Source organism: Bacillus sp. REN16, from assembly GCF_020731355.1.
Classification (GTDB): domain Bacteria; phylum Bacillota; class Bacilli; order Bacillales; family Bacillaceae_L; genus Ferdinandcohnia.
Genome location: NZ_JAJFZK010000002.1, coordinates 29,912 through 53,620, shown reverse-complemented (window position 1 = coordinate 53,620; position 23,709 = coordinate 29,912). Strand labels below are relative to the sequence as shown.

Genomic DNA, 23,709 nt, shown 5'->3' with positions numbered 1-23,709 from the left:
AAAGAAAAGGTGGGCGTGATTACAGTGAGAAGGCCAAAAATCGTCGTTTTGGGTGCAGGATACGGTGGATTAACTACCATTGTTAACCTACAAAAAACATTAGGTGTAAATGAGGCTGAGATTACACTTATTAATAAAAATGATTACCACTATGAGACCACTTGGTTACATGAAGCTTCTGCTGGTACTTTAACCGCAGATCAAGTACGTTATCAAGTTGAAGACGTTATTAGTGGTCATAAAGTAAAATTTGTAAAAGGCTCTGTGCTAAAGATTGACACCGAAGGAAGACGTGTAATCCTTGAAGATGATTCACAGGTTGAATATGATTATTTAGTTGTTGCATTGGGCGGAGAATCAGAGACATTTGGAATTAAAGGCTTAAAGGAATACGCTTTTACAATTTCAAACGTAAATACAGCTCGTCAAATCAAAGAGCATATTGAATATCAATTTGCTACTTATAATACAGAAGAAGAAAAAGACGATAGCCGTCTAACAATTGTTGTGGGTGGAGCAGGATTTACTGGAATTGAGTTCTTAGGAGAACTGGTAAACCGAGTTCCAGAGCTTTGCCGTGACTATGATGTTGATCAAAATAAAGTGAAAATCATCTGTGTCGAAGCTGCACCAACAGCTTTACCAGGCTTTGACCCTGAATTAGTTGAATATGCAGTAAACCACCTAGAAAAAAAAGGTGTAGAATTTAAGATCGGTACGGCAATCAAAGAAGGAACACCTGAAGGTATCATTGTTGGTCAAGATGATGGTACTGAAGAAATTAAAGCTGGTACAGTAGTTTGGGCAGCGGGTGTTCGTGGAAACAGTGTAATCGAAGCATCTGGTTTTGAAGCAATGCGTGGACGTGTGAAGGTTGACAAACAACTTCGTGCTCCAGGACATGACAATATCTTCATTATTGGAGATAGCTCATTGGTAATTAACGAAGAAATCAATCGTCCATATCCTCCAACTGCACAAATCGCTATGCAACAAGGCGCACTAGTAGCAAAAAACATCTCAGTTCTAGTCCGTGGACAAGGTGAGCTGGGTGAATTTGGATTCGATAACAAAGGAACAGTTTGTTCACTAGGTGAACATGATGGAATCGGAGTTGTTTTTGGCAGAAAAATTTGGGGTTCAAAAGCAGCATTCATGAAGAAAGTGATTGATAATCGTGCATTATTCATCGTGGGTGGTCCTGGACTTGTTCTTAAAAAGGGTAAATTAAAATTCTTATAAGAACGTCTAAAAGGAATGTGAGGATACTCGCATTCCTTTTTTATTTTTTTATTATATTTTCGAAAGTAAAATCAATTGACTTACGTTCAATCCCTTTAGTACACTAGGAAGGGATTTGTACTCGTCTAGCTTAAGCGCCTAGCCCCTCGAGGTCACAATCCAATCTGTCAAGAAGGTCAAAGAACAACCTTCTAGCCAGCTCGTCTTGTGCTTGTCGGGGCTGATCAAGGCGCTTGCGCATTTGTAACTAGGAGGTGAGTGGCTTTGTCACTCAGTTTTTTACCGATTTTTTTAATTTCAATGGTATTGTTTTTCGTATTATTTTTTGGAATTGGATTCATTCTTAATATGCTGTTACGGATGTCGTGGATCATGGCTATTATCTACCCAATAATTGCGATTGCAATAATTCAAGAGGTTTCTTTCCTCGATTATTTCACTTCGCCAGGAACTTCATTTCGCTCTTTAGGGAATAGCATTATGACTTTGGCTCCTTTAGATATTGCCATCCTGCTTAGTGGTCTTGCTGGAGCGATACTATCAGGAGTGGTCATTAAGCTCCTACGAAAAAAAGGATACAGAATGTTCTAGAAAGCCTTTTCCATATAGCTGTTGATATAAGAAACGCAAGGATTTTGTAATAGAATTCTTGCGTTTCTTTTTTATATGAAAATAAAGTATATAATTTTTACGTAGTTTTTGCTGTCTATTTTCAGTTCTTAACCCCTCGAGGTCACAAGCCAATCGCTTCTGAAGGCAAAGAACGCCATCTACCAGCGCTTGTCTTGTGCTTGTCGGACTTGCACAGGATGTGCTGACATCGACGTTTGCCACTGGACGTGGCAGTCTTTAGTTGATGTTCCTCTTTAAAGGCACTTGCGCTTTTCTTAAAAGAATTATTTTCCATCCATAAACGAATAATTTCTTACCGTATTGGAAAGAAATAGAGTCGTGAGAGGAGTGGAAAATGTGTTTCATTTAAACACAATCACAAGAAGATGTGCAATGACCATCTTAGTTGCATTTGCACTATTTACTACGTTCCAATCTTTTTCAGGAGTGCAGACAAAGGACCTTGCAAACTGGGCAAGCGACCAAATAAAAAATAAATCGCAAACGGTTGTATTCAAAAGTATCGGCCTGTTCACAAAATTTGTGTTTTTCACAAATGGAAATCAGACGGTGATGGCTTCGGGTGTCGAAAGCACATCTCCTATTGAAGAAGCGATTGATTTCTCAAAATATCCGAAACAAACAGTTGTCGCGACTGGATACACGGCGGGAGTAGAATCAACTGGTAAGGATGCCGATCACCCATCCTATGGGATTACCTACTCAGGTGTAAAGGTAAAACGCGATCTATACTCTACTATCGCAGCTGATTTACATGTATTTCCAATTGGGACTATCCTGTTTATACCGGATTACGGTTATGGTGTAGTTGCTGACAAGGGTGGCGCCATTAAAGGTAATAAAATTGACTTGTATTATGAAACAGTAAATGATGTTTATAACAAATGGGGCAAGAGGACTCTTGATGTATATGTGATTAAAATGGGTGACGGTAAAATATCCGAAGAAGAAATCGCAGCAATGAATGAGGATAAATCGATGCAAGTATTTCGTCAACAAATATTAGGTGAAAAAAGTTAACAGGCTAATCGTGCTGATTAGCCTGTTTTGTATTTTATAAAATATGAAGGATTAGTGTTAATAAGATCCCGGTCAAACCACCAAAAAAGACTTCAATTGGTTTATGCCCCAATAACTCTTTTAACTCACTTCTTTTTTTAGCGTCGTCAAGGTTTGGCCAAAGCTTCGCATCCTCTGTGAATTTTTGAAAATCTGCAACAAGCTGGTTAAGAACTGTCGCCTGTTCACCCGCATGTCTGCGAACGCCAGAGGCATCAAACATAACAATTACGGCAAATACTGTTGATATCGCGAAAAAAGGTGATCCGGCTCCTTGCTCAAGAGCAATTCCGGTTGTTAAGGCTGTTACAGCAGCTGAATGGGAGCTTGGCATACCACCAGTGCTTGTAATTAGGGACCAATCAACTTTTTTAGTCACAATAAAATGCAGAGGGACCTTAACAAATTGTGCAAATCCAATTGCAGCAAGGGCGGCCCAAAGGGGGAAATTTGTAAAAAGCTCCATGTAACTACGTCCTCTCGTTAAAATACGCTTTTTCTCTTTATTGGATTGGAAACGCTTCTTTACATTATAAAAGAATTTACGGCAGCCTGCAAAATGAAATCTGCATTAAATGTTTGTTAGATGAAATTTAGTGTCCCGAAGTATATAATAAGAGAGTGAAAAAAAGTTGGAGGTGTAGTTATTGTTTACAGTTGAAAATGAAGTTAAGGTACAAAATAAACATGAAGCCGTACTAATTGGTTTATTTTCCAAAAATCAAAAGACAACGGGGCTTACACAGGAGTTGGATACACTACTAGACGGCCAAATTACGGAACTGTTAAAAGAAGGGGATATATCAACAAAGCAAAATATTGTTTCCAAGGTACATACATTAGGAAAATCACCGTTTAAACGAGTTTATTTTCTAGGGCTTGGAAAGGAAAATAAGCAATCCTTTGAATCTCTTAGGGAAGCATTTGGTAAGGCGGTAAAAACAATTGCTGAAGCAAGAATAGAAAGCTTTGCCATTGAAATAGATTCCTTTGTAACAGAAGGAATCGAAGCCGCTGATGTTGCTCATGCATTCGGGGAAGCATTTGCATTGTCTGCATATCAATTTGCTGATTATAAGCAAAAGCCGAATGAACCAGAAAAGAAAATTGAGAAAATTGTTGTTTATACACAAGCAGATCTTGATGAAGTCGAAGCTAGTTTAGCAGTAGGATATGCCTATGGAAAAGGGACAAATTCTGCGAGAACACTTGTAAATTTACCAGGCAATATGCTAACTGCAACAGATTTAGCAAGTTATGCTGCAGAACTTGGCAATAAATATGGATTTGAGGTAGAAATTCTCGAAAAAGAGGATATGGAAAAACTCGGTATGGGTGCTCTATTAGCAGTAAATAAAGGTTCTGTAGAGCCGCCGAAAATGATTGTCCTTAAATATCAGGGCAAAGAAAACTGGGAAGATGTGATTGGTCTAGTTGGAAAAGGAATTACCTTTGATACCGGCGGTTATTCGATCAAACCAAAAGACGGCATTGTTGGTATGAAATCAGATATGGGTGGAGCAGCTGCTGTATTAGGTGCGATGGAGGTTATCGGTGAGTTACGTCCTGAAAAGAATGTTGTTGCAGTTATTCCATCAACCGATAATATGATCAGTGGTGAGGCATTTAAGCCGGACGATGTGGTGACATCAATGAATGGCAAGACAATCGAAATCTTAAATACAGATGCGGAAGGTCGACTTGCTTTAGCAGATGGCATCACATATGCGAAGTTCCACGGTGCCTCCTATTTGGTCGATGTTGCAACATTAACTGGTGGGGTGATCGTGGCTCTTGGCAATGATATTACTGGCGCGATGACAAATAATGAACTCTTTTTTGAAGAAGTTTTAGAGGCTTCATTAGAAGCCGGCGAGCCAATCTGGCGTTTACCAATTACAGAAAATCATAAGAAGCGTGTACGTAAGAGTCTGGTGGCAGACTTGAACAATTCACCGGGACGTGACGGGCATGCGATTTTTGCAGGTACTTTTATTGGAGAATTTGCAGAGAATACACCTTGGGTGCACCTGGATATAGCGGGAACCGCTACGACAACATCTGCTCATAACCTAGGCCCAGCAGGTGCAACTGGCGTCATGGTTCGTACCCTGGCAACATTAGTAGAAAGATTTGGTGAAACAAACGAATAATAATTGAAGTCTACCTTTGGGTAGGCTTCTTTTTTAAAAATAATCTGCAAGACGGATTTTGCGATACATACTTAGGGCTAAAACAGAGGTATCGTGTACCGCAAGAGTGCTTTCACGGTACTTGTACCAAAACAACCGCAATTGGTACGCGAGCACATTACCAATCCCAACCCTCCCCATACAATCTCGCAAAATATTCCATTGACGACTTCTTCATACCTATGGTAAGGTAGTTTGGTAATTTAGTTCTCTACCAATTTAGCAAACTAAAGCAAAAATAAAAACTAACCAATCTAAGAAGGAGTTTTCGCCATGAATGCAGTTGTTATAGCCGTTCTAGTCATGCTTATTTTAAGCTTATTACGTATAAATGTTGTGGTTGCTCTCGCAGTGGGTGCTATAGTTGGAGGGCTCGTTGGTGGCCTTGATATCGCAACAACTATTTCAGCCTTTACAGAGGGTTTAGGCGGAAATGCCACAGTCGCTTTAAGCTATGCACTACTAGGTAGTTTTGCAGTAGCTATTTCCAAAACAGGATTACCGGATGCAATGGTAGACCTTGCAATAAAAATGGTGGGGAAGCAGGAAGACTCTAAACGTAAAACTTATTCAAAGGTTTTGATCATCTTAATTATTTTAGCAATCTCTATTTCTTCCCAAAACCTTGTACCTGTTCATATTGCATTTATCCCTATTTTAATTCCACCCTTATTGAAGGTATTTAATGAACTTGAAATCGATCGTCGACTTATTGCCACTGTTATTACATTTGGTTTGACAGCACCGTATATAGCATTACCAATTGGATTTGGAGAGATTTTTCAAGGTTTATTACAGCAGTATATGGCTGAAAGTGGTTTAGAAGTAACAAAAAGGGATATACCAATCGCAATGTTGATTCCAACTGCTGGGATGGTTGTTGGTTTACTTATTGCAATCTTTTTTTCTTACCGTAAGCCAAAAACATATAAAGAAATTAAAATAACAAATGAGACAGAACTAAAAACAGCTTACACAAAAAAGAGTCTTACCTTCGCACTACTTGCCGTTATTGCTACTTTAGGTGCACAGCTAACACTTTCTCAAGTATTTGATGTAGATGGTATGATTTTTGGGGCATTAGCGGGTATTGCAGTCCTTTATTTCAGTGGTTCAATAAAAGTAAATCAAGCTGATGAAGTAATCACTGGCGGTATGAAAATGATGGCATTCATTGGGTTTGTCATGATAACAGCCTCCGGATTTGCAGCCGTTATTAATGCAACAGGAGATGTTGAAGAGCTTGTAAAGCAATCAGCAGCCTTAATCAATGGCAATCAATCACTTGCCGCTTTAATGATGTTGATTGTAGGTTTAGTAATTACAATGGGAATTGGTTCTTCATTTTCAACGATTCCAATCATTGCAACGATTTTCGTTCCCTTATGTATAGAGCTGGGTTTTAGCCCAATGGCGACACTTGCCATCTTTGGTACAGCTGCAGCTTTAGGCGATGCGGGTTCACCAGCTTCTGATAGTACGCTTGGCCCGACAGCTGGATTAAATGTCGATGGTCAACATAATCACATTTGGGATACATGTGTACCGACATTTTTACACTATAATATTCCGCTCATTATTTTCGGATGGATTGCTGCTATCGTTCTATAAAATACACCCCCACAAATAAATGTGGGGGAATTTAACTTTATTCAGCAGAAGTCTCGACTTCCGCTGAATAAAGTTAAGCCTCCGGCGGATGCCACAGATTTTTAAAGGAAGTTTTTCGAGCGAAGGATCAAAGACTAAGAACGCCACGTCCTGTGGCAACGTCTTTGTGACCCACCTCATGTGGGCCTAAAAAATCTGGGCGCAAATACGCTTGGGCGCATTTGATTTAGGATGCCTTATTTGATAATTGATTGATTGAATTTCTTGTGACTGCACGATAAATTCTTGGCGAAATAAGAGCGGCAAAAATTGTGAAAGCAAGATCTTTTACAATAAACCAGGCCATTACTGCCCATGCCGCACCGTAGCTCATTTTAACATCAAGCCAAAAATTGTATGCAAAATACATGTAGTTTGTACCAATGAAATAGTTCATGAAAAGTCCAACAAAAGCAGCAATCATAAATGTGATTAATGAGGGTGCCCCATTAGAATATTCAACTACTTTTCCAGCAAAATAAGCTGTTGCAATGAACGATAATATAAATCCGCCTGTGCCCCCAATGATTGGTGCTATTCCCGCCTCAAAGCCTGAAAAAACAGGTGCTCCAGCTAATCCAATTAACATATATACAGTCATTGAAATGGCCCCAAGTCTGCTCCCAAGTAAAAGTCCTGCTAATACGGCAAAAAAGGTTTGCATTGTTAATGGAACACCAGCGACCTGTAAAAACGGTGCCATTGACGTTATGTTTGCACCAATAGCCATTAGGGCCGCAAACATCCCGACGTATGTAATTTCTATTGCTCGAATTCGTGGTTTCGAAACTGCTGTCATTTTGTGTTAACCTCCGTGAATTTGTAGTTAACAAAATCGTAAAACAAGAATAATTATATGTCAACATAAAAAATAGATAAGTTAACAAATGAAAGTAAAGTCATATGAGTTAGTGACTGTTGATAAAATATTTATAGACGTTTTCCATTTTAAGTTATGAAGCTATAAAATTGTTATAGTTAAAAAATAATTTAACTGTCTATTTAAAGAAATATGTGTCAAAAGGGATGTACTGTAAATATAATGCCCATATCCGAAAATGTTGGGAGCGGTCGGAATGAGTATTGGAATTGTATTAATGGGCCTTTTTGTCGGTTTTCTGGTCGGATTAACTGGTGTTGGTGGAGCGGCATTATTAACCCCATTTTTAATCTTAATTGGCATCAATCCGCTAATTGCTGTCGGAACTGACTTTGTGTATAACTCAATCACAAAATTTTTTGGATCTGTTCAGCATTTTCGGCAGAAAACAATCAATTTTAAGCTAGTGAAATATTTGGCAATCGGCAGTGTTCCAAGTGCTATCATAGCGGTAACTACTTTGCATTTTGCTGGTGGAGATAAACTTCTGCAAGGAGAAATTGTGAAGCACGCCCTTGGTTATGTACTCATGATGGTTGCCGTTGCGACAGTCATAAAGACATTGTTCAGCACCCGATTTTCACAAAGCTCTTACAGTTTAAAACCCATCGAGGATAAAGCAAAAGCCACCATTCTTCTTGGCGCTGTCCTTGGTTTTATTGTCGGTTTAACATCCGTTGGTTCTGGGTCACTTTTTGCACTTGCCATGCTATTATTTTATCAATTACGAGCCTCAGAATTAGTTGGAACCGATATCGCTCATGCATTTATTTTAGTTACGGTGAGCAGTTTTTTTCACGTAGGCTTTGGAAACGTTGACTTTCTCTTAGTCACAAATTTACTTTGTGGTTCGATTCCCGGGGTAATCATTGGAAGCACCTTGTCAGCAAAGGTCCCGATGAAACCGCTGCAAACGGTTATTGGGATCATCATTTTTATTAGTGGATTGAAATTGATCTATTAAAAATTGCGATATTGTGGACCTTGGTGTAAAATTACACTAAGGTTTTTGACGTTTTCTCTAAATAAAAAATAGGTGATGAATATGGATAAGGAACAGTTAACCCAAACGCTCTCGGAAAAAATGAAGCTAATTCGGATTGAAAAAGGATATACACAGGATAAAATGGCTGAGATTTTGGGAATTTCAAAAAAGACGTTAGTTCAGATTGAAAAAGGAAGAATTCAAGCAGGTTGGACATGCATCGTAGCCGTTTGTGCATTATTCCGCGATAGTGAAATTATCCAATCTATTTTAGGGGAGGATCCGGTTGATGTCATTGAAATTATCGGACGAAATGGAATTGATCGCGCAAAAGAACGGACATTAGGTGGGAAGGTTTGGTGGAAGGATCTCAAAAAGGAGGGAAGGTTTCGTCTCCAGCAAAATATGATTAGTCAACACTATCGTATTTTAGACGATTCCAATTTTAGGTGGTATTCTTCGTTTGAGAAAGAGGAAGCCTATAACAGGCTAAAAGAAATTTCGATTGAACCCAACTAAAAACGGGGCACAACCTACTTGGCCCCATTTTTTTCTTCTTTGCCGTTTTGCTTTTTGAATACGTAGAAGAAGTTAAGTTATTATTCATAGCTGCTTCTTCGTTAAGACGTTCTTTTTTAGCCATCTATAACTTCCTCCATGTATTTTTTAGTGATCGATAGAAAAATCATCGAAGCGTTCGTTTAAATATTCATTTTCGCCAGTTGCGAAATTTATATTTCGAAGGTCGAGCTCAGGATCAAGTTGATTCACAAGCTGTTCATCCTTGCTTTGTGTAAGTCTAAGTGTGTCTCTATCTTTTACTTCCATTGATTTTACCTCCTCGTGCTTTTATCATGTCCTAAACCGTATAAATTTCATTCTTATAATTAAAAAAGAACGATAGGCTAATTTTTACCTTCGTTCCCACATAGATTTGGATTAGCGCCATCTTAAGGCAATTGTTAACAGACTGGATTTAGTGCCGGCTATACTTGCTTCTAATTGAAGATTTAACCCATCAGGATTAAAGGTCGCTTTAACATGTGACTGAATTCCAGTTGTTTTTAACAGTCGATTTACTTCCTGATCATTCGATGCCTGTGCAGCAGCCATTACTTGTTTGGCAAAATCCTTTGAATCAGCTAATTTAGCAAGGATAACGCTTGCATCCCTCATTAGAATTCTCATTTCCTCTGCTGATTCTTTAAATAAAGTTGGGTCAACTTCGGGCAATTTTCGATAATATGCGTATGGGTCATAAGAGTTGGGGCCAGTAAATACAGAATGTCCTGCCATGTTTGAGTAATAGCCTGGATACAAAACAGTTCTTGGTGGTCCTTGACAGCCATAGATAAACGGATGATGGTACAACGCGAGACCTCCCTTATCAAATTTTCATTACAATATATGTTAATTTTTTGATAAGGTTCATTTGACTCAGCCTTTTGACCTACTTCCTGTCGATGTGTAACATCTTTAAAACAATTCCCTCCCACACCTTCCAGGGCAGCGATTTTTTAAGAAAAAAGGACAATCTCGTTCCTTTTCCTATCGGATAACGAAGTTTAGTTAAAGAAGGCTTTTCAGCAAGCCCAGTGATAAATTTTGCCACCTCAAGCGGGTCTCCGTACGATTCTTGATTTTTTTCAAGTCTTGCTTCAATTTTTTTCATCATTTCATGATAGGGAGATGTGGAAAGCATCGATTTTTCTGCTATCTTTTTTCCGCTGCTCCAAATATTCGTTTGATACGAGCCAGGTTCGATAAGAGCGATATCAATACCAAAGGGTCTAAGCTCAAGCTGTAATGATTCAGACCAGCCTTCTAAGGCATATTTGGACGCTACATAAGGGGAGAGTCCTGGAAAGCCGATTTGTGCACTAATGCTGCTTAGATTGATTATTTTACCTGACCGTTGCTGTCTCATAAAAGGCAGAACTAGCTTCGTCACTTCAATTAATCCGAAAAAATTCGTTTCGAACTGGGTCCGGTACTCTGATATTGAAATTTCCTCGGCAAACCCACCGGTAGCAAATCCGGCATTGTTTAGCAAAATGTCGACACGGCCAAGCCTTTGTAGGATAACTTGAAAGGCTTGTAAAGAATCAGCATCAGTTACATCCAATTGACAAAAAAGAAGATTCCCTTCTAAAGTCGGATTATGTAATTGATGAATGACCTGTTCTTTTTTTTGTATATCTCTCATCGTCGCAACAACAAAGTATCCTTTTTTCAAAAATTCAATCGAGCTTAATAAGCCAAAGCCGCTCGAAGCACCGGTAATAATCACAACGGGTTTGTCCACAATTTTCTCTCCCTTTTATAAATTCAAAAATGGTTTCTATTATTATCCATTCATCTTATAATAGAAAATGATAAGTATCTAGAATTAACTACGTACCCGGTGAAGGCGGGATTATTATTGGATATCAATGAAGTAGTCTCAATTATTCAGGAAAATGGTTATTTTGGGCTTTATTTATGGTTATGGGTTGGGGCATTTGTGATTCCCATCCCAAACGAAGTCATCGTATCAACTATTGGTTTTTTTACAGCTGAGGATGCATTCATACCTTGGCGGATTTTCCTTGTTACCTACCTGGGAATCCTAACTGCTGTCACAACAAGCTATGGATTCGGGCGTTTTGCAGGACATGCAATGGTTTTACTTCTTAATAAACAAAGCAAAACGAAAAGAAAAATCATCCGCGCTTTATCCATTATTGAAAAATACAACACATTCGCACTAGTATTTTGCTACTTTGTACCGGGCTTTCGCATTTTATTTCCGTTCTTATTTGGCTTTAGTAAATTTTCCTTTATAAAATTTGCATCAACCCTATACCCGGCAATCTTTATTTGGGTTTCTTTGATCTTTTCAGTCGGTTATTTTGCAGGGGAAGAATTCATTGAAGTGTTTATTAAATACTATGATATTGCCATTGGCGGAGTTGTGCTGGTGTTGATGGGATATGTATTGCTTAAGGTCAGGAGAAGCCGGAAGTTACGTAAGTTTTCACATTGAGAGGAATAAATAAGGTAGATGATTAGGGGGATAAAAAATGTTAGAAAATACATTAATCCAAGCATTGGGAATAAAAGTTGAAGAAGTAACACCTGAGCGGGTAATTGCAACTATGCCGGTTGATGAGCGCACTCGCCAGCCATTTGGTTTTTTACACGGGGGCGCGTCTGTTGCTTTAGCAGAAACGGTTGCAAGTGTGGGTACATACAATCTTGTGGATAAAGAAACCGAAGGCTGTGTCGGATTAGAAATAAACGCCAATCATATTCGTGCTAAAAAAGATGGAATTGTTAAAGCAATCGGCACTCCTCTTCATAAAGGTAAAACAACGATGATTTGGGATATTAAAATCTTCGATGAAGAGGATAACCTCATTTGCGTATCGCGCTGTACCATGGCCGTTTTAAAATTGAAAAAATAATGAAAAAACGAGGACTACAGTAGTCCTCGCCCTTTATTATTGACTTAATTTTTTTGCATGCTTATCTTTGTCTTTTAGATCATCACGTACGCTTTTTTCCCAAAGTGGAACCTTTGAATTATACGCGGCACGGCTGATTAAATGACCGGCAACAGGTGATGTCATAAACAGGAAGACAAATCCCAAAATCACCCTAAAGTTCATATATCCTTCAATAATCCAAAAGTATAGAAACGTTCCAAGTAAGATTGATAAAACCCCTAATGTCGCACTTTTTGATACCGCATGATTTCGTGTGTACACATCTGGTAATCGAACGATCCCAATCGCACTTAAAACACTTAGAAGCGCTCCGAACAAGATAATAACAGCAAATAAAATCTTAAGCATCTCGATCATGTTCAATTACGACCCCTTTCTCAAGGAACTTAGAAAATGCTACTGTACCAACAAAAGCTACAATTGCGATCAATAAAATAACCTCAAGGAATGAATTTGAGCGTAGGATAATCGAAATAATCGAAGTTATTCCCACTAAATTGACCCCAATTGCATCAAGTGCAATGACTTTGTCAGGAATTGATGGACCTTTTATCACTCGGAATAGGTAAGCAACTGTTGAAACCGATAAGCAGACGAGTGCAATATTAAGTATAGCTTCAAACATTATCGGCTCACCTCCATAATTGCTTTTTCAAATGAATTTTTAATTGAATCAATAGCCTCATCTACATCTTGAATATCCATTGCATGAATGTACAATATCTTTTTATCATCTGAAATGTCCACAACTAGTGTTCCAGGTGTTAAAGTGATCAGATTTGAAAGTGTCATGATTTCCCAATCTTTTTTCAGTTCAGTTGGCATTGCAAAAATTCCGGGTTTTACATCGAGCTTTGGATTTACGACAACCTTCATGATTGAATAGTTTGAAAGAATTAACTCTCTAAAGAAAATTAAGATGAGCTTAATCACTGCCCACAGATTAATGAGATAAAAACGGTGTGAGAAGGAACGACGTAAAATGAAAATAAGAAAAAGGCCAATCAAATATCCGCCAAAAAAGGCCCCAAAGTCATAGGAATTTGAGATAAACATCCATGAAACGGCAATAAAAATATTTAAAACTAATTGCAACAACATAATATCTACTCCTTTAAAACAGCTTGGATATAGTTAGATGGATCCGTCAAATCTTGAGCTGCTTGAGAGATATACGGATAGAACCATTCGGCGCCAAATCCAAGTACAATTGAGAGTGAAAGTAGAAGAGTAATCGGAAATAATAGTCCCTTTGTTGAACCTTTTTCTTCATCTTTCCTAAGTTTTGCTTCACCCCAGAACCCGTTAATGAAGATTTTCATTACCGAATATAGGACAAGAAGACTTGAAATTAATATTGCCGCAACCAGTGCATAATGTTCAGTAGCAAGGCTACCTTTAACAATTAAAAGCTTTCCGATGAAACCACTAAATGGTGGTATTCCTGCAAGTGATATGGTTGCAATGAAGAACATCCAGCCTAAATATGGATGGTGGTTGATTAACCCGCCCATTTTCTTCAAATTGCTTGTCCCCGTTATGACAATCATAGCCCCAACTAATAGGAAGAGGGCAGCCTTAATGATCATGTCATGAATTAAGTAATAAATCGAACCAGTTATTGATGTAGGTGTCAGGGTTGCAACACCTACTAAAATAACACCAACGGCTGTTAAAATATTGTAAATAATAATTTGTTTAACATCCCAGTAAGCAACAGCTCCGATAACTCCAACTACAATTGTAAATCCTGCGAGTATTCCGATTAAGGTATGAGTAAAAGCTGTATCGTGATAGAAAATAATCGTGAACGTACGAATGATCGAATATACGCCGACCTTTGTTAATAATGCTCCAAATAGAGCTGTAATTGGTGTTGGGGGCGCATTATAGGAACCAGGCAACCAGAAAAATAGCGGGAAGATGGCACCTTTTAACCCAAACACGATTAAAAATAGGATCGAGATGACAGTGACAATACCAGGTTGTCCAAGTTCACTGATTTTTGCAGATAAATCTGCCATATTAACTGTTCCTGTAACTGCGTATAAATAAGCAACTGCAATAACAAAAAGGGCAGATGAAATCACGTTCACCAGGATGTACTTTATCGATTCTCGTAATTGTGGCTTTGTTCCACCATGGACGATTAAAACATAGGAAGCCATCAGCATAACTTCGAAAAATACGAAGAGGTTGAAAATGTCCCCTGTTAAAAATGCGCCAAGTACTCCAACCATTAAGAATTGTACAGCAGCATAGTAAAAGAAAGCTTCTCTTTCTTTTCCGATATTCTTGAACGAATATAGAGTACATGCTAAGACTACAATGCTTCCTGTAGTAACAAGTAAAGAAGCAAGCATATCTGCTACTAATACAATGCCAAATGGCGCATCCCAACTGCTAAGATTAAGGGTTTGAATGCCATTATTGTATACCTGATTGACAAGTATCAATGACATAATGACTGTTAGTATTGTGGATAGTAAGCTAATCCACCTTGACATTATTTTATATTTATTTACAAATATGAGTATGATTCCTGTCAGAAGAGGAATCAGTACTGGAAGGATTACAAGATTATTCATTGCTATCATTTCCCCTTAAATTATCCATGTTATCCGTTCCAAGCTCTTGATAGGAGCGATATGCAAGCACCAGTATAAACGATGTTACCCCAAAGCTAATTACAATCGCTGTTAAGATAAGAGCCTGTGGAAGCGGATCAACATAAGCCTTCGTACCATCTACCAAGATAGGTGCAGCACCTTGCTTTAACCCACCCATTGTTAAAATCAATAAATGGGCTCCGTGACTAAGCAAACCCGTCCCAATAATGACTCGAATGAGGCTTTTCGAAAGCATCAAATATGTTGCTGCTGTAAATAGAATACCAATGACAATTGCCATTAAAATCTCCATTAATCATCATCCTCCCCGATTGTTTGAATAATGGTCAAGGTTACTCCAACAACAACTAAATACACACCGGTATCAAATAACACAGCAGTAGCAAGTTCAGTATCCCCAAAGACTGGTAAATCAAAGTGGCCGAACGTATGTGTCAAGAATGGAACATCGAATAAAAACGAACCCATCCCAGTTAAAGCAGCGATTAATAAACCAAGTGCTGCAACCTTTTTAAAATCAAAAGGTAGAATTTTGTTAACAGTTTTCATATCAAATGCTAAAAGGAGAAGGACGATTGCCGCAGCGGAAATCAGTCCGCCGATAAATCCTCCTCCTGGAGTATTATGACCTGCAAAAAAGAGATTCAAGGAATAAGCAAGAATGATGAAAACAGTTATTTTCGTTGCTGTTTGTAGAATTAAATCATTTGTTTTCATCCTTCTTTCCTCCTTGTTAAGCGTAATTTGATCATTGTGAAAATACCAAGCGCTGCAATGCCAAGAACAGTTATCTCAAACAACGTATCAAACCCACGGAAATCTACTAAGATAACGTTGACAATATTTGTTCCTCCGCCTTTTGTGTAGCTATTTTCCACAAAATAGCTAGAGATGGAATCAATCAGTCTTGTACTGTTTGCTGAGATTGCGAGCAAAGTCACGATTGTTCCGACCCCTAATGAAATGATTAGGTTTGTTAAACGAAAACGCATTGGTTTTTCCTTTTTCTGCAGTTTCGGAAGGTGATAGAAGCATAGTAAAAATAGGGCTACTGAAACAGTCTCAATGACTAGCTGAGTCAACGCTAAATCAGGTGCGCGGAATAACACAAAGAATAATGATACGCTATAACCAACAGATCCAAGTGCAATAATCGCAGTAAGTCTTGATTTAGCAAAAATAGTAGTAGCCACTCCCCCAACAAGTACAAATGCAAGCACGGCCTCAAAAAGACGAACTGGTGCAACATGTGTTAAATCAAAAGCAAATCCATTTTTAATAATGAGCGCACTTCCAATTGCCAAGATAAAGAACGCAAATATAATGATCAAATAGTCACGGATAACTCCTGTCATATAGAAGCGATTTAATCTTGATGCTGCCCTCTCCATTGTGACAAGACCATGGTCATAAAGGTTATTTAAAGTTAAACGCTTGGAAAAAACATTATAAATGCCTGTCCATTTTGCAGGGGAAAGAAACAAAAGTGTTCCTAACACGACAACCCCAATTGACATGAAGAGTGGTGCATTCCATCCGTGAAAATACTCAAAGTGAACATGATAGTTGAATCCACCTTCAATCAAACTTGGATGAATGGCTGCCACTGCAGGTTCGATTACACTATTTGCTAATATATTTGAAAAGAATCCAAAAATGATAACAAGTGAAGCTAGAATAATTGGTGAAATTAACATCCCAATCGGTGCTTCATGTGGTTTCTTATCTAGCTTTTCAAACTGTGCTTTTCCGGTAAAGGTTTTAAAGACAAGAATCATACTGTAAATGAATGTGAATACACTAGCAACCCAACCAATGATAGGGAAGAGAATCCCTAATGTTTCCATATTAAATACATCAAGTGTTGTTGCATTCACGATAGCTGTAAAGAATGCTTCTTTACTTAAGAAACCATTAAATGGCGGCAAACCTGCCATTGAAAATGCACCAATTGCAGCCAATGTGAAGGATATGGGCATAACAGTCATTAATCCACCTAGCTTGCGAATGTCACGCGTACCAGTTTCATGGTCGACAATACCGACCACCATAAACAAGCTTCCCTTAAATGTTGCATGGTTAATTAAGTGGAAAATAGCCGCAACAGTTGCAGCCAAATAAAGATTTGGACTAAGTTCATCATAGTGAAGTGCAGCTGAACCGATTCCGAGTAGGGACATAATCATCCCAAGCTGACTGACCGTCGAAAACGCAAGGATTCCTTTTAAATCGGTCTGTTTGACCGCGCTAAATGAGCCCCAGAACAAGGTGAAGATTCCGAAGGTTGAGATAATCCAAAACCATTCACTAGATCCAGCAAAAATAGGACTTAATCTCGCAACCAGGTAAATACCTGCTTTAACCATTGTGGCAGAGTGCAGATATGCACTGACAGGTGTTGGTGCTTCCATTGCATCTGGCAACCAAATATGGAATGGAAATTGTGCTGATTTTGTAAAAGCACCTAACAGGATTAAGAGCATTGCAGGGATGAACAATGGATTAGTTGGCAACATATCCATTTGAGCAATCATCTCACGAATACTAAACGTATTTGTCATGATTGATAATAAAACAAATCCTGCTAGCATTGATAAACCACCGAAGACAGTAATCAACATCGATTTTTGTGCACCATATCTTGACTTTTCACGATTATGCCAGTATCCGATTAACAGAAATGAAGAAAGACTTGTTAATTCCCAGAATGTATAAAGCACGATCAAATTATCCGAGAGAACAACCCCGAGCATGGCTCCCATGAAACAGAGCAAGTACACATAAAAGTTATGTAAAGATTCCTTTTCCTTCGATAGGTAATAGATAGAATAGAGGACCACTAATGCCCCAATACCAGTAATCAATAAAGCGAATAACAGTCCCAATCCATCAATATACGCCGTAAAGTTTACGCCAATGGAAGGCATCCATTCGGCAGTATGGATTATCGGATTTCCATTCATCGTATCTTTCATGAATGAAAAGAAATAGGAGAATAGGACTGCTGGCAGAACTAAAACAAACCATCCTGTATGAATCCCTCGCAAATATTTGCGTAAAAAAGGAATAAAGATAGCCATTATAAATGGAGATAAAATGGCCCAATGTACAAGTGACAAAACAGAACCCCCTCAATATTTTTAATCTTACTAAGAAGTATATAACAATTGTAAGCAAGTTGCATGCGATAAACACCTTGGTATTATTGACATTTTCGATTCTTATTAAATATGTAGGGACGCATCTTTTTGACCCGTAAAAATTTTTTTACAAAATTGTATAAAAGGTCCTATTAAAATGAATGCTAGTAGCAAGAGGTGAGGTTTTGTGAACGCTAAAAAAGGAATTGTGGCAATCGCTATTTTTGCCTTTCTGTTTATCGGAGCATGGGTGATCCATGAACATACGAAGAGAAATTATGGAGAAGGACAAGTGGATAATCAGAATCAATTTCAAATACAAACCATAGATTCTACACAATCAAACGAAAAAACGATTTATCCTAAATTTAAGCCGCGTGAGTATATTCGAATTGAACGTTAGCATAAATTGCATAACCTAATTTAAGCCAGACAACAAAAAAGGATGAGAGGAAGCATCTCATCCTACACCGCGCTATTTTTCCGCACCATTGGAACTGGAATAGATTTGTTATGGAATATCATGATTAACACCGGTACAACAAGAACACTAAGGAGCAATAATAAGCTGAATAATAAATTTGATGTTAATGTGATCCCCGCCTTATGATCGGCATCCATATAATCGTTGAAAAGGGAATTAATTTGTTGATCCCCAGGAAAATTTCCCAGCATCAGAAATTCCTGATTGTCGACATCATAATAAAAAAATTCATGCTTTTGGATATAAAAAATACTGTCACGCTTTAATTTATAAGCTACATGCCCAACAACAATATTTGCCTTATACGTATCGATTTCCTCTTCATTTTCCTTTGTCTCCGGATCATCCGCAGTTACAACCTTTGTAATTTCAGCTTCCTTTGAAATTGAATCGACTACTTTTGCTGAGCCATCTGCATAATAGTTGATTTCCTTTAATTTTTCATTAACCGCTTTTGTAAAATCCGATCCTCCAGCAGCGCTGGCTGAACCTAAGAAGGTGAAAAATGCTAAACAAGAAACAAGCACCATAAACAAGAATCCTTTTTTCATAGAACCCCTCTTTCATAAAAGTAGTCTTTACACTATATGTATTTTCGAAAAAGAGATTTACTACAAAAAAGTTTATGATAAAATCAGAAAAGAAATTACCGTTTTGTGATTTGAGGAATTGAAATGAAAAATACATATTTTACAAGCTACTTTCCGCTCATTTCTATCATCTTATTTAGTATATCGATTGCAATCCTGACTGAATTGAAAACCTTGGCTTTGTTAAAGCAGATTGGCATTTATCGTGGTATGCAGGAGTTTTTTTCGCCAACATGGATTAATTTTGCGATTTTCTTTGTGTTTTTCCTACTTTATTTCATGGTGTTTGCTGCCTTGAAATTAATTGCCAATACATTGCTAGAGCTATCGCTATTGTTTTTCACGAAGGACCACAATGGAGAAAGTTTACGAAAAATAAGAGCGGGGTCTTTTTTTTATCTTGGAGGAGGAACTCTATCTCTTGCGTTTGTACAATCCTTTTATGGTATTATAATTGTGCTTTTGTTAGCTACACTTTGCTATTTTATTTTTTTCGTTTATAAAATTCAGGACACATTAACCTTTGGCGGATTAATAGGGCTTGTCTTTTTTCATACGCTTAGCTGGTTTACCTTTTTTATGACCGTAACCTATGTCTGCATTCAGCTATACAACAGTATCGTCGCAAGCCTTCCCATCTAAAAAAGCGAGCCAATTCATCATTGTTGGCCCGCTTTCATTATATCCTTCCAAATATGGATTTGAGGTTTTCGTGATTCCATATAGTAAATACTTTTATTTTGATCATTACCAACCCATACCCCAGCGGTATATTGATCAGTAAGACCGATAAACCAAAGGTCTTTTACATCATTTGTCGTACCAGTCTTCCCGCCTATATACCCGCTTGAAAAATTAGCTTCTTTACCCGTTCCTGATTGAACAACATCTTCAAGTAATGTTCGTACCTTTTGATTAGCAGAATCGTCCCATACTTCAATGGGTTCCGCATTCCACTCATAAAGGATATTTCCTTTTAAATCAGTCACCCTTGTAATTCCGTGCGCTTGGATAAATTGACCATTGTTGGCAAAGGTTGCAAAGGCATTTGTCATCTCCAATGGGGACATTCCATAAGAAAAACCGCCAATAGCAGCTGGTAAACTATGGTCTTCTTTTACCACATTCGAAAAATGAAGTTGGTCTAAATAGGAAAAACCTTGTTCAATCCCAATTCTTTCAAACAATCTGATAGCGGGAGTGTTGTAGGAATATTTAAAAGCGGTCCGTAAGCTGACATTACCATATTGTCCGCCCCCATAATTTCGCGGGCAATATCCATTTTTACAATAATTATTGGCATCAATGGTCTGGGAGATAGAGGCACCGGTTTGATCGAAATAAGGCGCATAAACAAGCAATGGTTTAATTGCGGAACCTGGTTGTCGGAACGCTTGATAAGCTCGGTTGAACGAAAACTTTTCATAGTTTTTTCCGCCAGCAATAGCGACAATTTGATTTGTCTGATTGTTTATAACAGCTGCGGCTCCTTGAACATTTGCATTTGGCAGATAGAGCTTTAAAGCTTGTACTGCCTCTTGTTGAATGTTTTCATTTAACGCCGTTTCAATGATGATACCTGATTCAAGAACCTCTTTTACTTTTTTATCCAAACGCTTTTGAAGCTTTTTCTTTTCAGTATCAAGAGCTGATGTCATCCTTTTATTAAAACCTTCTTTTTCAGCTATTAACTCTTCAAACTCATGAAAAATATAGGTTGTGTAATCAGGAAATTGGTCGATACTTTTACCCATGGTTAGCTCAATCGGTTCCTTTACCTCGGCCTCATATTCTTCAATTGATATTTTCTTCGCCTCTACTAGACTTTGTAAAATACGTTCTTGTCGTTCTTTTGTATTTGAAAAATTCGTAATGGGATTGTAGTGGGATGGATTGTTCGGGATTGCACATAAAAACGCAATTTTCGCGAGTGACGCATCCTTTATGGGTTGGTTAAAATAAAACTGGGATGCTGTTTCAATCCCATATGCCCCGTTTTGAAAATAAATAGCGTTTATGTACAAAGTTAAAATTTCCTCTTTTGTAAGTGTCCGTTCCAATTGATACGAATACAAAAGTTCGCTTAGTTTCCGGTTATAGGATTTTTCAGTTGTTAAATAGAGATTTCGCGCAAGCTGCTGTGTGATTGTACTGCCACCTTGATCAATCGAGTCATTTTGCAGATTAATCAGAGCCGCCCGGCCAATTCCGGAAATATCAAATCCTATATGTTCATAAAAATGCTGATCCTCAATTGTGATAAACAAATCCTTCACAATTTGCGGAATTTCGTCAGCAGAAAGGGTGGTACGTTTCTCACTGTGATGAATCTCGGAAATTACATTCCCTTTACTATCCTTGATATAGCTCGTTTGTGTTAACACAACCTTTTCAATCGGAATTTTCTCATCCAGCACAGCAGGAAAGCTTTTAGCGACCTTCAATTCACTTGTAACTTGGAAAAGTACTAACAGAAACAAAATAAAAAGTAAAAAAGTGATGAAATAGCCAGTGTGTCTTCTCATATAAAACTCTCTTTCAAAGATTACTATTCTCTTATTATAAAAGAAAACAGACGGCGAACGCCATCTGTTTACGCTGCACGTTGGGTTGATTTTTCTGAATGTCGCGCAACACTAAGCCATAAAATAATTGCCCCTGTTAAAAAGAGCCCGCTTGTTACGAAAAAGACGGTCGAGATTCCGAAAAAACCACTAAGGATTCCACCGGTAATCGGGCCAATCACATTACCTAAAAAACGAAAACTGACATTATAGCCCTGAACCTCACCCTGCATGGAAAATGGTGCAACCTGGCGGATATAGGCTGTCATGCATGGGATTAACCCTCCAACCGCCATACCGAATAAAAATCTGCACAGAACAAGCTGCCACAACTCGTTTACCAAGCCTTGCGGGATAAACATAACCGAACATGCAAGAAGCAGGATTGTTAAAATTTTTTCATGGCCAATCCGGTCACCTAATTTACCCCATTGCCTCGTAAATAATAAATTTCCAAAACCAGTCGCGGAAAATGCCATCCCTGCCAAAAAGACAATATTACTACTTTCCGTTAAATGCGTAACATATAATGCAAGTAAGGGCTGAATACTGAAATTGGCTACTTGGATAAGTGTAGAGATTAGCATGACTGTCAATAACACGGGATGTTTGAAGATATGGATTAATACCTCTTTACGTGTGTATTTTTTGACGGCAGTACTGGATTCATTTTGTCGTACCTCTTTAATCCCAACACCAACTAGCAGGACTGCGCCTAAAATCACCACTGCGGTAAGAACAAAGGTATACTTAAAACCAACTGCATCAGCCAGCAAACCACCTAATAAAGGACCAAATAATGCTCCGGAAACATTACCCATTTGAAGGGTACCTAATGTTTTTCCTGCAACTTCCTTCGGTGTTTGTGCAGAAATGAGGGCAAGGGAGGTAGGAATAAAACCAGTAACCGCACCCATGAAGAGTCTTAGGAAAAATAATTGCTCAACTGAGTTCACATAACCCATTAAAAAAATGCTAATGGCAATGCCTGTTCCTGTAATTAAAAGAATCTTTTTGTATCCATTCCGATCACCAAAACGTCCCCAGATTGGTGAAATAAAAAAAGCTGTGACAAAGGTTGCTGCAAAGACTAAGCCGGCCCACCGCTGCACATAGTTATCTGAGTACTCTCCAAAGGTTTCGATGTATAAAGACAAAAATGGCATAATCATTGTTGCACTTGCAGCAACAAAAAAATTGGCAAACCACATAATCAATAGATTTCGCTTTGCTGTTTGAATAAATAACACCTTCTCAATTCGAATGTTTCGGTTTACTAAATATTATAAAATAATATTTTACTTTATTAAAGGATAAATAGCATATATATTATAAATATATTCTGAAAAATGAAAGAGAAGGTGTTATAATAATAAAAAAGATGTTCGTCTAATATGGTTCTATTCATCAGATGCCCAGTGAATTCTTAAAGAAAAAGTTTGATGGTGAGTTACAAGACAAAGGAGGGTTAGTAGTGGAGAATCAGCATCAATATTTGTTCATTGACTTTGAATTTACAATGCCTGAGGGAAAAGGCAACCCACAAGGATTTTACCCCGAAATAATCGAAGTTGGTCTCGTTTCTGTAAAGAATCAGAAAATAATCGATCAATACTCATCCTATGTAAAACCTATAAAATTTCCTTCATTAACAAATCGGTGCAAATCTTTTTTACACATATCCCAGGAACAGGTTAATGGTGGGATATCGTTTCCTGATTTAGTGAACAAGCTCGCTGAATATGAAAAAACATCCGCAAGTACGATTATCACGTGGGGAAATATGGATATGAAAGTTCTTCGTCACAATTGTCAAAGAGCAGGGATCCCATTTCCTTTTAAAGGAAAACAGAGGGATTTATCGATGGAATATAAACGCTTTTTTGGGGACCAAAATCAGACAGGTCTTTGGAAGGCTGTTCAGGAGTATGGTAAGGAAGGGACAGGCAAGCACCATCGTGCCCTTGATGACGCACTTACAACCTTTAATATATTCAAGTTAGTTGAAAATGATAAACGTTATTTAGAAAAACCAGAGCCAACAACAATCGGGGATCGTGTCGACTTCTCAAAAGTCTTAAATAAATTCGCATTATAAAAACCAATTCGCTCAAAACGTGAATTGGTTTTTATTTTAAATACGACTGTTGAAATTTTACAATTGATTCAAAA

At 38.0% G+C, this 23,709-nt stretch carries 27 protein-coding genes; 12 read left to right on the top strand and 15 right to left on the bottom strand.

Annotated elements, in window-relative coordinates; all coding sequences use genetic code 11:
• Window positions 1-15: 15 nt before the first annotated feature.
• The 3 genes from LKW28_RS02260 to LKW28_RS02250 all read left to right on the top strand — a co-directional run bounded on the left by LKW28_RS02260 (window position 16) and on the right by LKW28_RS02250 (window position 2,895).
• Window positions 16-1,242, top strand: coding sequence for an NAD(P)/FAD-dependent oxidoreductase (locus LKW28_RS02260; protein WP_229138713.1), 1,227 nt, complete (start codon window positions 16-18; stop codon window positions 1,240-1,242).
• Between the two features lie 300 nt (window positions 1,243-1,542).
• Window positions 1,543-1,833: a YuiB family protein gene (locus LKW28_RS02255; RefSeq protein WP_229139037.1), complete on the top strand. Its 291-nt coding sequence runs from the start codon at window positions 1,543-1,545 to the stop codon at window positions 1,831-1,833.
• A 378-nt stretch (window positions 1,834-2,211) separates the two neighbouring features.
• Window positions 2,212-2,895 carry a 3D domain-containing protein gene (locus LKW28_RS02250; RefSeq protein WP_324254997.1) on the top strand — a complete coding sequence of 228 codons (684 nt, stop codon included), beginning with the start codon at window positions 2,212-2,214 and terminating at the stop codon, window positions 2,893-2,895.
• Between the two features lie 34 nt (window positions 2,896-2,929).
• Here the strand turns inward: LKW28_RS02250 and LKW28_RS02245 are convergent, their stop codons facing one another.
• Window positions 2,930-3,400 carry a divergent PAP2 family protein gene (locus LKW28_RS02245; RefSeq protein WP_229138712.1) on the bottom strand — a complete coding sequence of 157 codons (471 nt, stop codon included), beginning with the start codon at window positions 3,398-3,400 and terminating at the stop codon, window positions 2,930-2,932.
• A 181-nt stretch (window positions 3,401-3,581) separates the two neighbouring features.
• Here LKW28_RS02245 and LKW28_RS02240 point away from each other — a divergent pair, with 181 nt between their 5' ends.
• A complete protein-coding gene (locus LKW28_RS02240) occupies window positions 3,582-5,087 on the top strand; it encodes a leucyl aminopeptidase (RefSeq protein WP_229138711.1) in 1,506 nt (501 codons plus the stop codon).
• A 312-nt stretch (window positions 5,088-5,399) separates the two neighbouring features.
• Complete coding sequence (locus LKW28_RS02235) at window positions 5,400-6,737, top strand: Na+/H+ antiporter family protein (RefSeq protein ID WP_229138710.1); 1,338 nt, start codon at window positions 5,400-5,402, stop codon at window positions 6,735-6,737.
• Window positions 6,738-6,963: 226 nt separating this feature from the next.
• Here the strand turns inward: LKW28_RS02235 and LKW28_RS02230 are convergent, their stop codons facing one another.
• Window positions 6,964-7,575 (bottom strand): biotin transporter BioY, encoded by a 612-nt coding sequence (locus LKW28_RS02230; RefSeq protein ID WP_229138709.1) that lies wholly within the window; start codon window positions 7,573-7,575, stop codon window positions 6,964-6,966.
• A gap of 277 nt (window positions 7,576-7,852) precedes the next feature.
• Between LKW28_RS02230 and LKW28_RS02225 the strand changes: the two genes are divergently transcribed.
• The gene (locus LKW28_RS02225) at window positions 7,853-8,620 is read left to right on the top strand and encodes a sulfite exporter TauE/SafE family protein (RefSeq protein ID WP_229138708.1); all 768 of its coding nucleotides are present in this window, start codon (window positions 7,853-7,855) and stop codon (window positions 8,618-8,620) included.
• Window positions 8,621-8,701: 81 nt separating this feature from the next.
• Window positions 8,702-9,160 (top strand): helix-turn-helix domain-containing protein, encoded by a 459-nt coding sequence (locus LKW28_RS02220; protein WP_229138707.1) that lies wholly within the window; start codon window positions 8,702-8,704, stop codon window positions 9,158-9,160.
• Window positions 9,161-9,307: 147 nt separating this feature from the next.
• On the opposite strand, the gene LKW28_RS02215 is transcribed toward LKW28_RS02220, so the two are convergent.
• From LKW28_RS02215 to LKW28_RS02205, 3 genes are all read right to left on the bottom strand, one after another.
• Window positions 9,308-9,469, bottom strand: a complete 162-nt coding sequence (locus LKW28_RS02215) for a hypothetical protein (RefSeq protein WP_229138706.1) — start codon at window positions 9,467-9,469, stop codon at window positions 9,308-9,310.
• A 111-nt stretch (window positions 9,470-9,580) separates the two neighbouring features.
• On the bottom strand, window positions 9,581-10,012 hold the full coding sequence (locus LKW28_RS02210; protein ID WP_229138705.1) for a hypothetical protein: 432 nt from the start codon (window positions 10,010-10,012) through the stop codon (window positions 9,581-9,583).
• 79 nt (window positions 10,013-10,091) lie between these two features.
• The gene (locus LKW28_RS02205; RefSeq protein ID WP_229138704.1) at window positions 10,092-10,946 is read right to left on the bottom strand and encodes an oxidoreductase; all 855 of its coding nucleotides are present in this window, start codon (window positions 10,944-10,946) and stop codon (window positions 10,092-10,094) included.
• Between the two features lie 117 nt (window positions 10,947-11,063).
• Here LKW28_RS02205 and LKW28_RS02200 point away from each other — a divergent pair, with 117 nt between their 5' ends.
• Window positions 11,064-11,666: a DedA family protein gene (locus LKW28_RS02200; protein ID WP_229138703.1), complete on the top strand. Its 603-nt coding sequence runs from the start codon at window positions 11,064-11,066 to the stop codon at window positions 11,664-11,666.
• A gap of 37 nt (window positions 11,667-11,703) precedes the next feature.
• A complete protein-coding gene (locus LKW28_RS02195; protein WP_229138702.1) occupies window positions 11,704-12,087 on the top strand; it encodes a hotdog fold thioesterase in 384 nt (127 codons plus the stop codon).
• 36 nt (window positions 12,088-12,123) lie between these two features.
• On the opposite strand, the gene mnhG is transcribed toward LKW28_RS02195, so the two are convergent.
• Genes mnhG through LKW28_RS02160 form a run of 7 tightly spaced genes read right to left on the bottom strand, consistent with a single transcriptional unit; the run spans window position 12,124 to window position 17,878 of the window.
• The gene (gene mnhG, locus LKW28_RS02190; RefSeq protein ID WP_229138701.1) at window positions 12,124-12,486 is read right to left on the bottom strand and encodes a monovalent cation/H(+) antiporter subunit G; all 363 of its coding nucleotides are present in this window, start codon (window positions 12,484-12,486) and stop codon (window positions 12,124-12,126) included.
• Complete coding sequence (locus LKW28_RS02185) at window positions 12,470-12,754, bottom strand: Na(+)/H(+) antiporter subunit F1 (RefSeq protein WP_229138700.1); 285 nt, start codon at window positions 12,752-12,754, stop codon at window positions 12,470-12,472. The genes mnhG and LKW28_RS02185 overlap by 17 nt, the downstream gene beginning before the upstream one ends.
• Complete coding sequence (locus tag LKW28_RS02180; RefSeq protein ID WP_229138699.1) at window positions 12,754-13,230, bottom strand: Na+/H+ antiporter subunit E; 477 nt, start codon at window positions 13,228-13,230, stop codon at window positions 12,754-12,756. The genes LKW28_RS02185 and LKW28_RS02180 overlap by 1 nt, the downstream gene beginning before the upstream one ends.
• A 5-nt stretch (window positions 13,231-13,235) precedes the next feature.
• Window positions 13,236-14,717: a Na+/H+ antiporter subunit D gene (locus LKW28_RS02175; protein WP_229138698.1), complete on the bottom strand. Its 1,482-nt coding sequence runs from the start codon at window positions 14,715-14,717 to the stop codon at window positions 13,236-13,238.
• Window positions 14,710-15,051, bottom strand: coding sequence for a Na(+)/H(+) antiporter subunit C (locus tag LKW28_RS02170; protein WP_229138697.1), 342 nt, complete (start codon window positions 15,049-15,051; stop codon window positions 14,710-14,712). Before LKW28_RS02170 ends, LKW28_RS02175 begins: the two co-directional genes overlap by 8 nt.
• On the bottom strand, window positions 15,051-15,476 hold the full coding sequence (locus LKW28_RS02165; protein WP_229138696.1) for a Na(+)/H(+) antiporter subunit B: 426 nt from the start codon (window positions 15,474-15,476) through the stop codon (window positions 15,051-15,053). The genes LKW28_RS02170 and LKW28_RS02165 overlap by 1 nt, the downstream gene beginning before the upstream one ends.
• Complete coding sequence (locus LKW28_RS02160) at window positions 15,473-17,878, bottom strand: Na+/H+ antiporter subunit A (RefSeq protein ID WP_229138695.1); 2,406 nt, start codon at window positions 17,876-17,878, stop codon at window positions 15,473-15,475. Before LKW28_RS02160 ends, LKW28_RS02165 begins: the two co-directional genes overlap by 4 nt.
• A gap of 208 nt (window positions 17,879-18,086) precedes the next feature.
• On the opposite strand from LKW28_RS02160, the gene LKW28_RS02155 reads away from it, so the two are divergent.
• Window positions 18,087-18,302, top strand: coding sequence for a hypothetical protein (locus LKW28_RS02155; RefSeq protein ID WP_229138694.1), 216 nt, complete (start codon window positions 18,087-18,089; stop codon window positions 18,300-18,302).
• A 62-nt stretch (window positions 18,303-18,364) separates the two neighbouring features.
• On the opposite strand, the gene LKW28_RS02150 is transcribed toward LKW28_RS02155, so the two are convergent.
• Window positions 18,365-18,934, bottom strand: a complete 570-nt coding sequence (locus tag LKW28_RS02150) for a hypothetical protein (protein WP_229138693.1) — start codon at window positions 18,932-18,934, stop codon at window positions 18,365-18,367.
• Between the two features lie 123 nt (window positions 18,935-19,057).
• Here LKW28_RS02150 and LKW28_RS02145 point away from each other — a divergent pair, with 123 nt between their 5' ends.
• Window positions 19,058-19,615, top strand: coding sequence for a DUF5366 family protein (locus LKW28_RS02145; protein WP_229138692.1), 558 nt, complete (start codon window positions 19,058-19,060; stop codon window positions 19,613-19,615).
• A 17-nt stretch (window positions 19,616-19,632) separates the two neighbouring features.
• Here LKW28_RS02145 and LKW28_RS02140 read toward each other — a convergent pair whose 3' ends face one another.
• Window positions 19,633-21,498, bottom strand: a complete 1,866-nt coding sequence (locus tag LKW28_RS02140) for a transglycosylase domain-containing protein (RefSeq protein ID WP_229138691.1) — start codon at window positions 21,496-21,498, stop codon at window positions 19,633-19,635.
• Window positions 21,499-21,566: 68 nt separating this feature from the next.
• The gene (locus LKW28_RS02135; RefSeq protein WP_267497859.1) at window positions 21,567-22,748 is read right to left on the bottom strand and encodes an MFS transporter; all 1,182 of its coding nucleotides are present in this window, start codon (window positions 22,746-22,748) and stop codon (window positions 21,567-21,569) included.
• Between the two features lie 308 nt (window positions 22,749-23,056).
• On the opposite strand from LKW28_RS02135, the gene kapD reads away from it, so the two are divergent.
• A complete protein-coding gene (kapD, locus tag LKW28_RS02130) occupies window positions 23,057-23,635 on the top strand; it encodes a 3'-5' exonuclease KapD (protein ID WP_420708802.1) in 579 nt (192 codons plus the stop codon).
• Window positions 23,636-23,709 lie beyond the last annotated feature (74 nt).

Coding starts and splice junctions, on each gene's coding strand:
- mnhG (WP_229138701.1), bottom strand. CDS start 12,486: ATGATCGAGATGCTTAAGATTTTATTTGCTGTTATTATCTTGTTCGGA.
- LKW28_RS02225 (WP_229138708.1), top strand. CDS start 7,853: ATGAGTATTGGAATTGTATTAATGGGCCTTTTTGTCGGTTTTCTGGTC.
- LKW28_RS02195 (WP_229138702.1), top strand. CDS start 11,704: ATGTTAGAAAATACATTAATCCAAGCATTGGGAATAAAAGTTGAAGAA.
- LKW28_RS02185 (WP_229138700.1), bottom strand. CDS start 12,754: ATGTTTGAAGCTATACTTAATATTGCACTCGTCTGCTTATCGGTTTCA.
- LKW28_RS02255 (WP_229139037.1), top strand. CDS start 1,543: ATGGTATTGTTTTTCGTATTATTTTTTGGAATTGGATTCATTCTTAAT.
- LKW28_RS02180 (WP_229138699.1), bottom strand. CDS start 13,230: ATGTTGTTGCAATTAGTTTTAAATATTTTTATTGCCGTTTCATGGATG.
- LKW28_RS02150 (WP_229138693.1), bottom strand. CDS start 18,934: ATGAAAAAAGGATTCTTGTTTATGGTGCTTGTTTCTTGTTTAGCATTT.
- LKW28_RS02165 (WP_229138696.1), bottom strand. CDS start 15,476: ATGAAAACAAATGATTTAATTCTACAAACAGCAACGAAAATAACTGTT.
- LKW28_RS02230 (WP_229138709.1), bottom strand. CDS start 7,575: ATGACAGCAGTTTCGAAACCACGAATTCGAGCAATAGAAATTACATAC.
- LKW28_RS02140 (WP_229138691.1), bottom strand. CDS start 21,498: ATGAGAAGACACACTGGCTATTTCATCACTTTTTTACTTTTTATTTTG.
- LKW28_RS02215 (WP_229138706.1), bottom strand. CDS start 9,469: ATGGAAGTAAAAGATAGAGACACACTTAGACTTACACAAAGCAAGGAT.
- LKW28_RS02245 (WP_229138712.1), bottom strand. CDS start 3,400: ATGGAGCTTTTTACAAATTTCCCCCTTTGGGCCGCCCTTGCTGCAATT.
- LKW28_RS02145 (WP_229138692.1), top strand. CDS start 19,058: ATGAAAAATACATATTTTACAAGCTACTTTCCGCTCATTTCTATCATC.
- LKW28_RS02175 (WP_229138698.1), bottom strand. CDS start 14,717: ATGAATAATCTTGTAATCCTTCCAGTACTGATTCCTCTTCTGACAGGA.
- LKW28_RS02170 (WP_229138697.1), bottom strand. CDS start 15,051: ATGGAGATTTTAATGGCAATTGTCATTGGTATTCTATTTACAGCAGCA.
- kapD (WP_420708802.1), top strand. CDS start 23,057: ATGCCTGAGGGAAAAGGCAACCCACAAGGATTTTACCCCGAAATAATC.
- LKW28_RS02235 (WP_229138710.1), top strand. CDS start 5,400: ATGAATGCAGTTGTTATAGCCGTTCTAGTCATGCTTATTTTAAGCTTA.
- LKW28_RS02220 (WP_229138707.1), top strand. CDS start 8,702: ATGGATAAGGAACAGTTAACCCAAACGCTCTCGGAAAAAATGAAGCTA.
- LKW28_RS02135 (WP_267497859.1), bottom strand. CDS start 22,748: ATGTGGTTTGCCAATTTTTTTGTTGCTGCAAGTGCAACAATGATTATG.